We start from the raw sequence: 13,647 nt of genomic DNA on the forward strand, positions 1-13,647 counted from the left end.
CCTGCCTCCTCTTGATCCGTGGAAGGGGGACGGGTATGGGCAGTGCCGCTCAGGCACGGGACCCCGGCGGCATGGGGCGGCTCCGGAGACCGGTGAGCGCGGGCAGGGTTTCGATGCGGCCGTGCTCCGGCTCGGACTCCCACGGGAAGTGGACCCAGTCGGCGACGTCCCAGCCCCAGCTGTCGAGCGGGTAGTCACAGCCCTCGTTGCGGCAGAGCACGGCTGTGCGGATCTCGGCCGGGCCCACCGTGGCGGTGAGCACGTCCGCGACCGCGCGCAGGGTCGCCCCCGAGCCGCAGATGTCGTCGACGACCAGCAACCGGGCCGAGGCCGGCAGCGCGGCGAGGGCGTCCCGGTTGTGTTCGTCGTCGAGGAGGATCAGGCCGGTGGCGGCCTGCTGGATGCCCTCGGGCGCGTTGTGGCGGGCACGGACGATAACGGCCGGAACACCGAGCTTGCCGCCTACGGTCTCGGCCAGGCGGATGCCGCCGCGGGCGATGCCCAGGACGGCCGACGGCCGGCGCTCGGCCTCCTGGTCCGCGATCAGGCACGCCGCGGCGAGGAACTCGTCCGGGGTGAGCTGCCAGACGCGACGGTTCTCGAAGATGCGGGTGGTCACGGCCAGCTCCAGGAGTCGAGGACGGCGTGGATCTCTGCGTGGCGTTCCATCGGATCGGTGATCAGGCGTGTCCTGGCCACCGGGACCGGACCCAGCACATGGGCGTACGGGGGCTCCATCAGCAGCAGGGCCTCGGAGGAGGGAAAGCAGGCCAGATGCCCGCGCAAGACCGCGGGCGCCGTCCCGGCCAGGACCCGTGCCCGCTCCTCAGTCATGGGCTGCTCGTACGTGGAGACCAGTGCGTCGGCGGTGACCAGCCCGTACAAGGCGGACAGCACCAGGACCCGGCTGCGCAGCCCGCTGCGCCCGGAGACCCTGTCGCGGATGAGCGGGACGACCCACCCCTCGTACAGGTCGAGCGCGGGGACCGGGCCGGTGGTCACCCGCTTCTCCTTGCAGCACGCCACGACCACCAGCCCGCCCGGGCCAGCGTGTTCAGCGGCCACGCTCGTCACCCCACAACAGCACATGCAGGCGGGTGCCGAGCCGATAGCCCCGCTCGCGCACCGCGGCCTCCAGCGTGCGCATCCCGGCGAGGATCACCTCGGGGTCGGTGCCCTCCGGCATCACCGAGATGTCGGTCAGCGCGTAGGCCGCCTCCAGCGCGGCGATTTCCGCCAGCTCGGCCGGGTCGGAGACGACGAACTTGAAGCGGGCCCGGCCGGTGGCCGCGAAAGCCCGCAGCACGTCGGGGCGGAGCCGCCGCGACTCCACCATGCCCGCCCCGAACCGGGACAGCTTCGGGGAGACGTTGAAGTACGGGCCGGCCGCGACCAGGGCCTCGCCAGGAGCGATGGTGCCGTTCGTCTCGATCTCCACCATCCGGCCGACGGCCCGCAATTCCCTGACCAGCTCAGTCAGACCGGTCATCTGGATCAGCGGCTCGCCGCCGGTGATGACCACCAGGTCCTCGGGCTGGTCCAGGACCCACACAAGGAGTTCGTCGACGCTCTCGTAGTGGGACTCCTTGCGCAGGTCGTACCGCGTCTTGTCCCAGGTGTAGGGGGTGTCGCACGGCGAGCAGACGAGGTTGCACAGCGCGAGGCGGAGGAAGCAGGCGGGCACCCCGGTGCTCGGGCCCTCGCCCTGGACCGTGCCGCCGAACTTCTCCGAGACCCGGATGCGTAAGCCGGTGTGCTGCAGTGTGCTCACGCCGTGCCTCCCGCGTACTCCGCCCAGCTCGTCTCCGTCTCCGAGACACGCACGCACGTCCCGCCCCAGCCGGTACCTCCCATGGCTCGGTCCGCCAGCCACTGCGAGAAGTGCAGGGCGAGGTTCTCCGAGGTCGGATTCAGCCCGGGGATCACGTCGTTCAGCACCCTTCCGTGTACGGCGCTGCGCAGGTGGTTCCGCAGGAGCACGGGGACGTCCCCGAGCCGGGGGATGGCGGAGACGGGCACGCTGAGCACGTAGGAGTGGCCGTGCAGACGTCCGCACGGATGTCCGGCGCGCAGCCCGTGCAGCTGGTGCGACGCTTCGAAGGTGGCGAAGGCGGCCGAGGGGAGAGACTGCGGCCTCCCCGTCCGGACCCGGACCTCCTCCAGCACGGAAGCGACCTTGGTCGGCAGGTGATGACGGGCCCAGTCGAGCAGGTGCTTGGCGATCCCTTCGTTGGAGACCTCCGTCACGCGGTCATTGAGGACCTGGTGGTCCAGCGCGCCGTCGATGTACTGCTTGAGCGGAGCCAAGTCACCGAAGTCGGCCACGAATCCCTCCGGGCTGAGCACTCCGGAGGACAGCACGGCTTCCGCGGTGAACGAGTGTCCGTCGTAGGTGTTGCCGTCGAGCCGTCGGGTGGCCTCGAAGCGGAAGGTCTTCCCGATCCGGAAGAGGGGCTGGGTCTGGCTCATCGGACGGTGCCCTTCGGCACCGCGTAGACGGTGGGGTCGGCCACCCCGGCCTCGTCGAACGCCTCGCGGCGCTCCACGCAGGTCCCGCAGGCTCTGCAGTGCACTTCGCCGCCCTTGTAGCAGGACCAGGTCAGTTCGAACGGCACGCCCAATCGGGAGCCCTCGCGCACGATGTCGGTCTTGGTGAGCTGCAGGAAGGGGGCGAGGAGCTGGAAATCGGGGGCGATATGGCCCTCGTTGCCGGCCTTCATGGACGCCTCGATGAGGTTGAAGAACTCCGGTCGGCAGTCCGGGTAGATCGCGTGGTCGCCGGAGTGGGCGCCGAACGCCACAGCGTCCGCCCCGGCCGCGACCGCGGCGCCGGCCGCGATCTCCAGCATGATCGCGTTCCGGTTCGGTACGACCGTGCTGCGCATGGTCTCGGCGCGGTAGTGGCCGTGCGGCACGTCGATGGCCGGGTCGGTCAGGGCAGACCCGCCCAGGAGCCGGCCGAGCGACGTCAGGTCGACGATGTCGTGGGACACCCCGATCTGGTCGGCCAGGTTCGCGGCGTGGGCCAGTTCCTTGACGTGGCGCTGTCCGTAGGCGAACGACAGCAAGCTCACGGAGACGCCCTCGTCGAGGAGCTTGTAGGCCGTGACAGCGCTGTCCAGGCCGCCGGAGAAGATGAGCACCGCGTGACGCGGTGCGGCAGTTCGAGGCATGGGTGTTTCCTTCCGAGGTCCCCCGAACCATGTCCGGGGCAGTGGGTTTGTGGACCTGGGTCTGCTGGCGGGGAGGAACCCGCCAGCCATGCGAGCGAGGTCGGACTACTTCTGCCGCCGCCTAGTGACAGTCGGCCCGAAACGGGTCAGGAGGAGCGCGGGAACGAGCAGGAAGCACGGCGTGGGTGGGCTGCACGCTGTTCAGGAACCGGGAGCGCTGGTGTGGAGTCTCACGTCGGTCGGCTACGGCTCCGCGAGAGATTCCACGATGCGCCTTGTGCTGACGAGCAGTCATTGCCAGTGCGCTGTAGGAACATTGATGGCGGCGGTCAATGACGGCTCCGATTCCATCGGAAGCCGGACGGCCGAGGAGTGCGGCGGAGCGACCGAAGGGCGGACGGTGGCGAAAGTTACGCGAGCGCGTCGTGCGGAGATCCAGCGTGAGGCGACCCGGCTGCGGGCTCAGTGTCAGCGGGACGGCAGCAGCCAGGAGCGGACCGTCACCGTGCTCCGGGCGGCGCTTCCCGAGCTGACGGCGTTGGAGGCGTGGCGCCTGGCTCTGGGATGGTCCCGAGCGCAGGCGATCCGCGAGGTCGCCCAGGTCTACCTGGCGGACGGCCTGCTGCCGCCGGCCCTGTCGCAGGCGCTGCTGTGCCGGTACGAGCATGGGCAGGCTCAGCCCGGCGACGAGTACAGGATCATGATCTGCCGGGCGTACGGGGCAGACCCGGAGCAACTCGGACTCGCCACGAACCACCTGTGGTGCCGTACATGCGCGGCTCCGCTGCCCGTCGACTACGGTCGGCGGCAACGCGAGGAACAGGGCATCGACCGAAAGGCATCCATGACGACCGCGAGCGGGCTGCCCGCCATCCGTGAATCCGTGCAGTGGGCCGTCCTGGATGCGCCCGAGGGCTCGCCGTCGCTCGTCGCACTCGCCGAGGCGGCAGTGGAGCACTACGCCCTCAACTACAGCAAGCACCCGCCGGCCATGCTCCACGACGAGGTCCGTGCGACCCGCAACCTGCTCTCCACCGTGGTGCCCGCCGCCGACCGCGACACCGCCCGAGACCTGCGCCGACAGGTGGGCTGGCTCTCGGCGCTCCTCGGGAACCTGGCCTTCCACCTGGACGACCGTGCAGGAGCACGCGCCCATCTGACCCTGGCCGGAGCCATCGGCGAGTCCAGCGGAGAAGCCGCCCTCACCGCCTGGTCCAGCGGCGCCCTGGCGATGGTCGCGACCGCCCGCCAGGACTGGGACCATGCCCGCGGGCACGCCGAACACGGACTCGAGCACGCCCCCGCTGGTCTGCGCCGCGCCCAGCTTCTGGGCTGGGCCCTTCTGCCGACACTCGCCGCCCTCGGGCACGCCTCCCGGGCGGACGAGGTCGTCTACGAGAGCGACGAGATCATGCAGTCCGCTGTCGAACTGGCTGGACGCTTCGGATACGACCGCGCCGAGCACCGCCTTCACGTCGCCGAGGCCCACCTGACGCTGGAGCGCTACGACCGCGCCGCCGAAGTCGCCCGCACCTCCATCGCGGCAGCTCCTGAGCACACCCCGGGATGGGTGGCGGCTACCCTCGTGCTCGCTCTCGCCGAGGCCCGTGACACCCCCGGTCAGGCCGCCGACCGTGCGCTGGGCGTCCTGGATCTCATCCCGCCCGCGCGGCTCCGTGCTACGGCACGCGCTCGTCTTGCCCGCCTTGCCCGGCTTCTCGACCGGGCAGCGACCGGTGCTGGCGCCGAGCTGGTCGAGCGTCTGCGCGTTCTGCCGGCGCCGATCCGCACTGACGGCACTGCCGCGTAGACGTCCGACAAGCACAGCCCTCCACTTTCGGAGGGGGCGGCCCTTCACTGGGCTCCCTCGTCCATGGCCGGTAGGCGCCGGACGGGGGAGCGCCACAGCATCCCCAAGGGGAGCAGGAGGACGATCACGCCGATGGCCATCACGGTGCGGATGCTGATGAGGGTGGTGAGGGCGCCTGCGGCGAGCGCGGTGAGCGGCATGATTCCGGTCGTCAGCCACAGGCTGGTTTGCTGGACGCGAGAGCGGAGCCGCACAGGGCTGGTCTGCTGCTGGACGGACCGCTGGGTCGTGCCGATGCAGGTGGCTGCTGCCCACTGCAGGAATCCGCTGATGGCGAGGATCGCGAGCCAGCCCGGGCCGGGCTGGGCGAGCAGCGGGAGGACGGGCATCAGAGCGTAGCCAGGCCAGGCGCAAAGGAGGACCCGGCCGGTCCCGTATCGGTGGACGAGCCGACGACCGGCGATGGCCCCGGTGAGTCCCCCGAGGCTGCCGGCCCCCATGATCACGCTGAGGCCCGTGGCCCCCACCTGCACGGTGGTCAGGAGGTGGTAGGGCAGGAGGGTCGCGGTCAACCCGTCCCCTACTCCGGTGATGGCCAAAGCCAGGAACAGGGGGCGCAGTACCCGATCGTTCGCGCAGTGGGTGATGCCCTCGTGGATCTCGCGGATCACAGGCTGCCGCTTGGTCCGGGCGCCGTCGGGGGTGGGCAGGGCGCGGATCCTGGTCGCGCACCAGGCGGAGACGAGATACGACAGGGTGTCGGCGGCGAAGGCTCGGGCAGCCCCGATCGTTGCGACGAGCAGGGCGCCCAGAGCGGTCCCGCTGGTGCCGGCGATGGTGAGCACGGCGGTGAAACGCGAGTTCGCCCGGTGCAGCTGTCCGGCGGCCAGCATGGGGACGGCCGCCATCGACGCGGCCGTGTGCAGGGTCGATACGGCGCCCAGGGCAAGGGCGACCGCATAGAGGAGAGGCATCGACAGCCGGTCGAGGACGGCGACGAGAGGGATCGCGCTCACCAGGGCCGCCGCAGTCAGGTCCGTGGAGATCAGGATGGTGCGCAGCGGGAAGCGGTCCAGGACCACGCCCGCGGGCAGCGTGACCACCAGCGCGGGGAGCTTCGCGGCGCAGGCCAGGAGGGCGACCTGTCCCGGGTCTGCGTGGAGGTAGAGGACGGCGAGAGCAGGCAGGGCCACGGCGTGCACGGAGGTCCCCGCGTAGCGGATGCCCTCGCCCGCGAACAGCAGGGCGAGCGACCGCCTTACGTCCTGGGCGCGGCCGACGAGCGGCGGTCTGCAGTGGATCTCGGGTGCCGCTGTCACAGAAGGGACTCCGGGAGACAGAGAAGGTGGGCAGGGACGGAGGGACAACGGGGCACCTCCGGGGTGAGTCGGCGCTCCTGGGTGGTGCAGGTGACGGGTGCTTGACCGGGAGCAGGGGCTGATGCTTCGGAGGGGCTAGCGCCGTTTCGGCGAACGGCGGGTCAGCGGGGGCTGCCGGCCGGTGCGCCGATGCTGGCCGCAGGTCCTGGCGGAAGCGTCCGGGGCATGGCCATGACCAGGTCCGTCTGGTATCCAGCCCTACGGGACAACGCGAGGGGCTGGGCACGGAGGGTCACGACCAGACCTCCCCGTGCAGGCCATCACCGTTCGGCGGCAGCGGGGCGGTGTAGTGGTGGGCCGGACCTGTCGAGGAGGTCTCGTATCGGTACGTGTGGGTGCTGCTGGCCGTGGCGTTGGCCGCGTCGTTCTGCGGCTGCTCTTCGGCTTGCGGCTCCTGGTCCGGCACGGACGCGGCGACGAGTTCGCGGGCGCTGTCGATCTCGTCGGCTACCAGGCTTCCGGCCAGGGCGAGACCGACGGCGTTCATGCCGAGGATCATGAGGCCGGGGACGGATTCGAGGAGATCGAAGGCGGACCACCCGGTTCTGGTGGTGGGGGCGGGGGCGGGTAAGCGTGCCTTGCGGGTCACGGCTGCTCCCTTCCGGAGGCGGGTTTGAAGAGGCTGGGCAGGAGGCCCCAGAAGGCGGCCAGGGCGATGAGGTGCGGGTCGGTCAAGGAAGTGGCCTGCGGGGCAGGGATCGGCCCCGCAGTCGGTCGCCTGGCCGTTCGGGGGCGTGGTCAGTTCGCCGTGGCCGTGACCGAGCCGTGCGGCTGGAGCAGCGCCCGTGCCTTGTCCGTGTCGAGGGTGAGGAGCACCGGAAGGTGGTCGGAGAGCGCCCCTACGGTGGAGGCGTCGCCGATCTGGACGTCTGTGATGGCGGGGGCGAGTTCACGGCTGACGTAGACGCGGTCGATGCGCCACTGGCCGCCCTGGCGTTCCAGGTCGCCGTGCCCGGTGGTCGGGTCCATGGCCAGGTCCTGGCCCAGCTCGTCACGGGCGTAGCGGGCGGCGTCGACGAAGCCGGCCGCCCGCAGGAGCCGGTCGGGCCGGTCGTCGGTGTGCCGGGTGCCGCTCTCTTCGTACGTACGGTTGACGTACAGGGCCCGGTCGCGGGACGGATTGTCGTCTTCGAGCAGGCTCGCCCACAGGGAGGGAGCGGGGCCGGCTCCCGACGGGTAGCTGTTCCAGTCGCCGCCGATGATCGCGAGCCACGCCGGCTTGGCGAGCGTCGTGCACCACTCTGCCTCCGACAGGCGCCGGTCGGCCGAGAAGTAGCACAGGTGATGGGAGACCAGGGAGATCCGGCGGGCGCCGGGTTCGTCCCGGTAGGTGGCGTCCCGGACCGCCAGGTTCGCCGGCGGGTGCCACGCGCCGTCCGGGTGCTTGTACTCCTCGGCCGCCTCGAACCAACTGCCGGGCCGGATGAAGATCGCGTTGTCGTTCGGCGACGTCGTGGCGGCTGCGGCGGGGTAGCAGCGCATGTCCGTGGCGAGCTCGAACGGGACCACGTGGCGCGGGAGGATCTCCTGGGCGAGCCACACGTCCGGGCGTACGGCGGCGACGTACGCGCCGGCCTCCGCCAGGTGCTCGCCCTTCATCACGTTCCAGACGAGCAAACGCAGTTCCGTCATGAGGAAGCCTCCTCGATTCGCGGGCCGACGAGCGGCACGGGGTCGACCGTGTGCTGGCGGGGGATGGCGGGGAGGGCGCTCACGCGGCCACCGCCTGGGTCATGGGGCGGTGCGGGGCGATGATCTGTCCGTCGGGCAGCAGCTCGCCGGTGTCCTCGAACAGAAGTACGCCGTTGCACAGGAGGGTCCAGCCCTGCTCGAAGTGGCTCGCGGTCGGCTTGGCCGCCTCCCGGTCGGGGGAGTCGGCGGACGGACAGGGGGTCGAGTGCTCGCACATGGGTGAAGTCCTTGCTGGAGGTGAACGGGGAGAGGGAGAGGCCCGCTTCGGTCAGGCGTGCTGAGGGAGGCAGATGCCGGCCTGCTGGTGCGGCCGGACGGGCACGACGCGGGGCGCCGTGCGGACCACCGACAGCGGTCGGCCCCAGCTGACGCGGAACGGGTCGCCCGGGTGCGGGGGCTTGGCGATCCACAGCGGTGCGAAGCCCGGGCGGCCGGAGAGGAACCGCGCGGCGGCGTTGGCCGCCTCCTGGTCGGGGACGTCGAGGTGCCGGGTGCGGTGGAGGCCACCGGCCGGGCCCGCGAGGCGGTAGCCGCTGAGGAGCGGCACGATCACCCAGCGCCCTGTTCCGGGCTGCGGGGCTTCGCTGTGCATGCTGGCCAGGTCCGCGGCGAACGGTGTCGGGCCGAGGATCTGCCGCTGCCAAGCCCGTCGGATTATCGAGGGGCGCGAAGTGGCATCCAGCTTGGCCCGGGTCGTCTTCAGCAGGTACTGGACGTGGTGGGGCTTCAGGCCCTGGCGTCGTGCGTAGGCGTGGAGCGATCTGCCTGCGGCAAGCGCGCGGACCAGGCCGTACGCCTTCGCGTCCAGCAGCAGCGGCTGGAGCAGTCCGGGGACGGGCATGGCCTCATGGGTGTAGCCGTGGTCGACGAGCTGCGGCCGAACCACCGTCTCCAGCTGGAAGTGGCGCGCTACCCGGTCGAGTCGGTACTGCACGCGAGCACGAGATTTCAGACCGAGCCGGTCTGCCACCTCCTGGTCCGTGTGCCCCTCGGCGATCAGCTCCAGGACCTGCCGCTCCAGGTGCGGCAGCGGCGACTCGGCGAGCGCGGACACGCGGGCGTTCACGCCGCACCCGCCCCGGTCGCGCCTATCGCGATGCGCTGCCTCCGGCCGGTCACAGGCACCCGGCCACCGGCGGACGGGACAGCGGCGCGCCCGTTGGAGCGGACCTCCACCAGGCCGGTCGCGGCCAGGTCCACGACAGCCAGGCCGATGTACGAGGCTGGGACCCGCAGCGCCTTCGCCAGCGTGCGTCGGCGGATACGGGCGGACGGGGCCAGGGTCCCGTGCTCGATGCGCCGCTGGATCTCCTGGGCGACCGATCCGACGGAGAGGCAGGGCACGAGCGTCTCACGCAGAGCTCGCAGCATCTCGCGGCCCAGGCCGGCGAGGAGGCACACCTGGGACCAGGTGCCCCGGATGCCGTGGGACGGCGGGGTGAGGGCCGCGACCCACGCTTCCCACCGGGCCAGGTCGGCCTTGGAGTCGCTCGCGGCGTGTCGGGACCGGGCCAGGCGGAGCCAGGGCTGGGTCGAGGCGTGCACGAGACGGTAGGCGTCCTCGACCGCCTCGGTCGACACGCTGGCCCGCCGGGCCTTCACCGACCGCAGCCTGTCGATGTCCTCCGCCAACATGTTTGCGGTCTGTGCGGTGTAGGGGTCCGCCGGCTGCCGGCGGCGAACCAGAAGAGAGGCGATCACTTCACGTCCAGGGGAGAGGCGGGTAACAGGGAGGGGAGCGGCTGCGCGGGGCAGCGGACCGCGGGCGCGGTACCGGGCCGCACGTCGCACGGCACCGCGTAGGCGTCGAGCCGGGGATCGCTCAAGTCCACAGGGGTGACGGCGTTCAGGTAGCGGACCAGCGCTGTGGCGACCATGGAGGCGAGGTCCGGGTCGTCAAGGGCGAGCGTCCGCTCGACCGGTTGCGGCTGGTCGGGCGGGTAGTAGACGCCCGCCACACCGACCAGCTCGGAGTGGCCGGCCCACACCGCCTCGTGTTTCCGGCGCAGCTCGGGGCACCTGGCCGTGGACGCACGAGCGTGGAACAGGCAGGTGGGCGGTTCGATCACGTTCTCGCCCGCCTCCCAGTCGCGTGCCGGGTCGTCCTCCGTGCCCTCAGGCACGGGCAGGAGCCACAGCACGCCCAGCGACGACCGGGTGGCCGGACCCATGCCGATCTGGCACCGCAGCTCGGCCATGGCCTTGCGCTGCTGGAAGGGGTTCACGTCCGCATACCGGGGAGTTCCGGTCGCGGTGCCGGAGACCCTCGGCCACAGCACCCCCATCTCCCGGTCCTCGGGGCCCTGGTGGTGGACGCCTTCGGGGGCGAGACACACGGGAGGTATGTCGACGCTCTGGTCGCTCCACAGGGCGACCGCGGGGACCAGCTCCAGCTGGGGCTGGCCTTTCACGAGGGCTCCGGAAGCGTCCGGACGAGCGCGGCTGTCAGGGCTTCGGCCTGCTCGGGCGACAGCGGCTCGACCGCCAGGATCTCCTCGTGACACGTACTGCACAGCTGACCGCGGGAGGGGAACGCGCTGATCTGGATCCGCTCGCCGCCGAGCCGGTCCTGCAGGACCTGACCGACACGGTCGGCCAGCCCGTACAACTCGGCCCCGTAGGCGCTCAGCTCCTCCGTGCTCTCACCGAGCGCGCCGAGCACGGTACGGACGTCGTCCAGCGGGAGCAGCACGTCCCACACCCTGCCCGCCCGCGCTTCTACCCTGTCGGCGTAGACGAACCCGTGCGCGGCCAGCACCCGCGCCAGCCTTCGTGCGACGAGGATCGGCTGCGGCATCCGGTCGAGGACCAGGCGAACCAGCCGATCGGCGTCCCTGACGTCGAGGAGCGTCGTGCGAACACCGGGGTAGGCGAGGTTGGCGGAGCACTGCTCGACCTCCGCGGTGATCCCGGCGTCGGCGAGAGCCCTACGGACGATGCCGACGGTGGTGACGTCGCTCGACTCCGTCTCGGGCAGCCCCAGGACCGGGCCATGGTAGGAGAGCACCGACAACCGAGAGGGCAGTTCGAAGGACACGACGTGGCGGCCCGGAGCATCGGCCAGAACGTCCTTCAGCCGGTCCTGGACGGCCTGGAGCTGAGCGGGCTGGGACTGCGGTGAGGAGCGGTCAGGCGGGCTGTCGGTCATGGTGGGCACCGTGGCTCGGGTAGCGGGGCGGAAGCGGAGGGAGACGTACGGGCCGGCGATGGCCACGAGCGCGAAGAGCACCAGTACGACGAGACCGGTCGGGGCAAGGTAGGACATTCCGGTCTCCTTCGCCGATGGCTGCGCGGGGGGCAGGAGAGGGGGAGGGGCCGGCCGCCGCTGTTCGGGGTCGGGACGGACCACTCAGCGGCCGGGGCGGCACACACTCCTGTCGGTGCGCCGCCACCCCTCACCCGCCAAATGCGGATCGCCGGTAGAGGGGCCCCGGTCCAGCCCCGCCCTCTCGGTAGCTAGGGGCGGGGTAGTTCATTCGCGCGGGCAGCTGCTACGCCACGTCTTTCAGCGGGGGCCCCAACGAATCGACGTACCCGTCGTCGTCGAAGCGGGGGGCCGCCGCGAGGCGGCGTCGCAGCCGATGGAGAGCCATCGAGGTCGGCGGGAGGCCGATGGCGGCCCGGCGCGCGTCGAGATCCGTATCCGGTTCGGAAACGGGTTCCAGTTCCGGCCCGGAGGCGCCGAGCCGGTACTGGGTGCCGTAGAACTGCGGCCGGCCGGCCCCCAGGAGGCATCGGTCGTACAGATGGGCCCACTCCTGTTTCGACGCGGTGCCACGCTCCACCGCTGCGTGCATCATTCGGTAGGCGAGCCGCTGCAGGTCGGGGCGGGTGTCAGCCCGAAGCGCGAGCTTCCATGCCGCCTTCGCGCCGCCCTCTCCCACGAGCGGCACATCCGGCCACCCGTGCTCCGCGAGAGCGCGGCTCAGGACTTCGGCGTTGGCGTGGTCGATGTGCCGGCCCACGCCGACCTGCTGGTCGGCCGACGGCAGCCGGGCGAGACGGGCCCAGTGCTCGTCGGACTGCTTCGCCCGGGCGATCAGCTCACGTGCGAGGTTCGGGCTTCGCGGAGAGGCGATCGTGTTGCGCTCATTTGCCATGGAAGGCTCCTCAGGCGTACGCGACGGCGGACTGCTGCGGGAGGTGCACGGGTCTGCAGCCGCTGTACTGGGGCGGCTGCGTCGCGCTCGGGACCGAAGTCCGCTCTCCTGCTTGGCGCGGCGACTGGAGTATGTCGCTGAGAGGGCAGCCGTGAAACTCTCACGGTGAGAGTGTCCGCATGAGCGGATCACGCATATGCCGCTGCCGAAACCGCGCCGTGTAACTTGCCTTGTGGCCGCCCCGCGCGAGCGGGAAGGATGGCGGCACTCGCGTAAAGGGAGTACGCCATGCTGTCAGGGCCGACAGGGCCAGCCGCCTCGGCTGATGCCCCCGGCTGGGAAGGTCCGACCACCCGTCTTCGCCTGCTCGGCATCCGCCTTGCCGCCCTCCGGAAGCGCTCAGGGCTGTCCTTGGAGGAGGCGGGGGCCAGGGTAGGGATCTCCAAGGCGACGTTGAGCCGGTACGAGCGCGCGAAGACCAAGGTTCGTTGGCCTCTCGTGGACCAGTTGTGCCGGGTCTACGAAGCGTCGGACGAAGAGCGCCTGGAGCTGGTCGACCTGGCCAAGAGCAGCCAGGACCGCGGTGGGTGGTGGATGGACTTCGGAGGCGAGCTTCCGGAGCACATGCGCCTCCTGCTGGCCCTGGAGGACGAGGCGACCCACATCCGTCAGCTCGCCGGCGGGGTGATACCGGGTCTGCTGCAGACGATGGACTACGCCAAGAGCATCAAAGCAACCCCAGGCTGGTCCCTGCCGGAGGCCGACTTGGGGGATCGTCTGGGCCTCCGGATGCGGCGGCAGCAGATCCTCGATCGCGAGGTGCCGCCTCGGTATGACGTGTTCCTCGACGAAGCCGTGCTACGGCGCACCGTCGGCGGACACGAGGTGATGGCGGCCCAGATGTCGCAGCTTCTGGAGCGCGGAAGTCAGGACGCCATCACGGTCCAGGTGCTCCCATTCGAAGGCGGCGCCTACAGCGCGGGGCTCGGTGCCTACGTGATCTACGGTGGATTCGGTGGGCCCGACCCGGCCCTCGACGTCGTCTTTCTGGAGCACCAGACCGGCGGCGTCTTCCTGGAGAACGCAGAGGCAGTTGAGGAATACGCGGGTGGCCACACCTACCTGCGCCAGGAGGCGCTGGACCCATCCGCATCAGCGGCCCTCATCGCCGATGCGCGTGATCGATTCCTGCAGCTCGCAAGTAAGTAGAGGACCAGTGGAAGACCAGCTCGAATACTTCACCAGCTCCTACAGCGGTTCCCCCAACAACGAGTGCGTGGAGTGCGCGTTCGCGTCGAACGGCCTCCGCGTACGTGACTCCAAGCGACCCGACGACGGCACGATCAGCGTGGGCCCCGAGGCGTGGGAAGCCTTCACTGCCGCGGTGGATCAAGGCGCGATCTGACCCCTGCCCCACCTGTGTCGGCCCGGCGCCTCCCTGGGAGGAGCCGGGCTTCGTCGTGTCCGTCCCCACGATCGCCCGCGCCTGGGCG

General features: G+C 71.0%; 17 protein-coding genes. 3 read left to right on the forward strand and 14 right to left on the reverse strand.

Annotated elements, in window-relative coordinates; all coding sequences use genetic code 11:
* Window positions 1-49: 49 nt before the first annotated feature.
* The 5 genes from ACGFZF_RS14905 to queC are packed head-to-tail and all read right to left on the reverse strand — an operon-like array spanning window position 50 to window position 3,173.
* Complete coding sequence (locus tag ACGFZF_RS14905) at window positions 50-619, reverse strand: phosphoribosyltransferase (protein WP_393554064.1); 570 nt, start codon at window positions 617-619, stop codon at window positions 50-52.
* On the reverse strand, window positions 616-1,065 hold the full coding sequence (locus ACGFZF_RS14910; protein WP_393554066.1) for a DUF6884 domain-containing protein: 450 nt from the start codon (window positions 1,063-1,065) through the stop codon (window positions 616-618). Before ACGFZF_RS14910 ends, ACGFZF_RS14905 begins: the two co-directional genes overlap by 4 nt.
* Window positions 1,055-1,771, reverse strand: a complete 717-nt coding sequence (locus ACGFZF_RS14915; protein WP_392582182.1) for a 7-carboxy-7-deazaguanine synthase QueE — start codon at window positions 1,769-1,771, stop codon at window positions 1,055-1,057. The genes ACGFZF_RS14910 and ACGFZF_RS14915 overlap by 11 nt, the downstream gene beginning before the upstream one ends.
* A complete protein-coding gene (locus ACGFZF_RS14920; RefSeq protein WP_392582181.1) occupies window positions 1,768-2,469 on the reverse strand; it encodes a 6-pyruvoyl tetrahydropterin synthase family protein in 702 nt (233 codons plus the stop codon). Before ACGFZF_RS14920 ends, ACGFZF_RS14915 begins: the two co-directional genes overlap by 4 nt.
* Window positions 2,466-3,173, reverse strand: a complete 708-nt coding sequence (gene queC, locus ACGFZF_RS14925; protein WP_393554068.1) for a 7-cyano-7-deazaguanine synthase QueC — start codon at window positions 3,171-3,173, stop codon at window positions 2,466-2,468. The genes ACGFZF_RS14920 and queC overlap by 4 nt, the downstream gene beginning before the upstream one ends.
* A gap of 319 nt (window positions 3,174-3,492) precedes the next feature.
* Here queC and ACGFZF_RS14930 point away from each other — a divergent pair, with 319 nt between their 5' ends.
* Window positions 3,493-4,983, forward strand: a complete 1,491-nt coding sequence (locus tag ACGFZF_RS14930; protein ID WP_392582179.1) for a Twin-arginine translocation pathway signal — start codon at window positions 3,493-3,495, stop codon at window positions 4,981-4,983.
* A 44-nt stretch (window positions 4,984-5,027) separates the two neighbouring features.
* On the opposite strand, the gene ACGFZF_RS14935 is transcribed toward ACGFZF_RS14930, so the two are convergent.
* The 9 genes from ACGFZF_RS14935 to ACGFZF_RS14975 form a co-directional block, all read right to left on the reverse strand.
* A complete protein-coding gene (locus ACGFZF_RS14935) occupies window positions 5,028-6,302 on the reverse strand; it encodes an MFS transporter (RefSeq protein WP_392582178.1) in 1,275 nt (424 codons plus the stop codon).
* A 292-nt stretch (window positions 6,303-6,594) separates the two neighbouring features.
* Window positions 6,595-6,951, reverse strand: a complete 357-nt coding sequence (locus tag ACGFZF_RS14940) for a hypothetical protein (protein ID WP_392625672.1) — start codon at window positions 6,949-6,951, stop codon at window positions 6,595-6,597.
* Between the two features lie 149 nt (window positions 6,952-7,100).
* Window positions 7,101-7,994 carry an endonuclease/exonuclease/phosphatase family protein gene (locus ACGFZF_RS14945; RefSeq protein WP_392582176.1) on the reverse strand — a complete coding sequence of 298 codons (894 nt, stop codon included), beginning with the start codon at window positions 7,992-7,994 and terminating at the stop codon, window positions 7,101-7,103.
* A gap of 79 nt (window positions 7,995-8,073) precedes the next feature.
* The gene (locus tag ACGFZF_RS14950; protein ID WP_392582175.1) at window positions 8,074-8,271 is read right to left on the reverse strand and encodes a DUF5999 family protein; all 198 of its coding nucleotides are present in this window, start codon (window positions 8,269-8,271) and stop codon (window positions 8,074-8,076) included.
* A gap of 51 nt (window positions 8,272-8,322) precedes the next feature.
* Window positions 8,323-9,120, reverse strand: a complete 798-nt coding sequence (locus ACGFZF_RS14955) for a DUF6302 family protein (protein ID WP_392582174.1) — start codon at window positions 9,118-9,120, stop codon at window positions 8,323-8,325.
* On the reverse strand, window positions 9,117-9,689 hold the full coding sequence (locus ACGFZF_RS14960) for a hypothetical protein (protein WP_393554073.1): 573 nt from the start codon (window positions 9,687-9,689) through the stop codon (window positions 9,117-9,119). The genes ACGFZF_RS14955 and ACGFZF_RS14960 overlap by 4 nt, the downstream gene beginning before the upstream one ends.
* Before the next feature lie 62 nt (window positions 9,690-9,751).
* Window positions 9,752-10,465 carry a hypothetical protein gene (locus ACGFZF_RS14965; RefSeq protein WP_392582172.1) on the reverse strand — a complete coding sequence of 238 codons (714 nt, stop codon included), beginning with the start codon at window positions 10,463-10,465 and terminating at the stop codon, window positions 9,752-9,754.
* Complete coding sequence (locus ACGFZF_RS14970) at window positions 10,462-11,319, reverse strand: hypothetical protein (RefSeq protein ID WP_392582171.1); 858 nt, start codon at window positions 11,317-11,319, stop codon at window positions 10,462-10,464. The genes ACGFZF_RS14965 and ACGFZF_RS14970 overlap by 4 nt, the downstream gene beginning before the upstream one ends.
* 226 nt (window positions 11,320-11,545) lie before the next feature.
* Window positions 11,546-12,154, reverse strand: a complete 609-nt coding sequence (locus ACGFZF_RS14975; RefSeq protein WP_392582170.1) for a DUF6624 domain-containing protein — start codon at window positions 12,152-12,154, stop codon at window positions 11,546-11,548.
* Window positions 12,155-12,442: 288 nt separating this feature from the next.
* Between ACGFZF_RS14975 and ACGFZF_RS14980 the strand changes: the two genes are divergently transcribed.
* A complete protein-coding gene (locus ACGFZF_RS14980; protein ID WP_392582169.1) occupies window positions 12,443-13,363 on the forward strand; it encodes a helix-turn-helix domain-containing protein in 921 nt (306 codons plus the stop codon).
* Window positions 13,364-13,370: 7 nt separating this feature from the next.
* Window positions 13,371-13,559, forward strand: coding sequence for a DUF397 domain-containing protein (locus ACGFZF_RS14985; protein WP_392582168.1), 189 nt, complete (start codon window positions 13,371-13,373; stop codon window positions 13,557-13,559).
* Window positions 13,560-13,647 lie beyond the last annotated feature (88 nt).

Source organism: Streptomyces sp. NPDC048338, from assembly GCF_043201055.1.
GTDB lineage: Bacteria > Actinomycetota > Actinomycetes > Streptomycetales > Streptomycetaceae > Streptomyces.

Bases quoted from the DNA above. Each gene is read 5' to 3' on its own strand.
- ACGFZF_RS14960 (WP_393554073.1), bottom strand. From the start codon at position 9,689: ATGTTGGCGGAGGACATCGACAGGCTGCGGTCGGTGAAGGCCCGGCGG.
- ACGFZF_RS14930 (WP_392582179.1), top strand. From the start codon at position 3,493: ATGGCGGCGGTCAATGACGGCTCCGATTCCATCGGAAGCCGGACGGCC.
- queC (WP_393554068.1), bottom strand. From the start codon at position 3,173: ATGCCTCGAACTGCCGCACCGCGTCACGCGGTGCTCATCTTCTCCGGC.
- ACGFZF_RS14945 (WP_392582176.1), bottom strand. From the start codon at position 7,994: ATGACGGAACTGCGTTTGCTCGTCTGGAACGTGATGAAGGGCGAGCAC.
- ACGFZF_RS14950 (WP_392582175.1), bottom strand. From the start codon at position 8,271: ATGTGCGAGCACTCGACCCCCTGTCCGTCCGCCGACTCCCCCGACCGG.
- ACGFZF_RS14980 (WP_392582169.1), top strand. From the start codon at position 12,443: ATGCTGTCAGGGCCGACAGGGCCAGCCGCCTCGGCTGATGCCCCCGGC.
- ACGFZF_RS14920 (WP_392582181.1), bottom strand. From the start codon at position 2,469: ATGAGCCAGACCCAGCCCCTCTTCCGGATCGGGAAGACCTTCCGCTTC.
- ACGFZF_RS14970 (WP_392582171.1), bottom strand. From the start codon at position 11,319: ATGTCCTACCTTGCCCCGACCGGTCTCGTCGTACTGGTGCTCTTCGCG.
- ACGFZF_RS14975 (WP_392582170.1), bottom strand. From the start codon at position 12,154: ATGGCAAATGAGCGCAACACGATCGCCTCTCCGCGAAGCCCGAACCTC.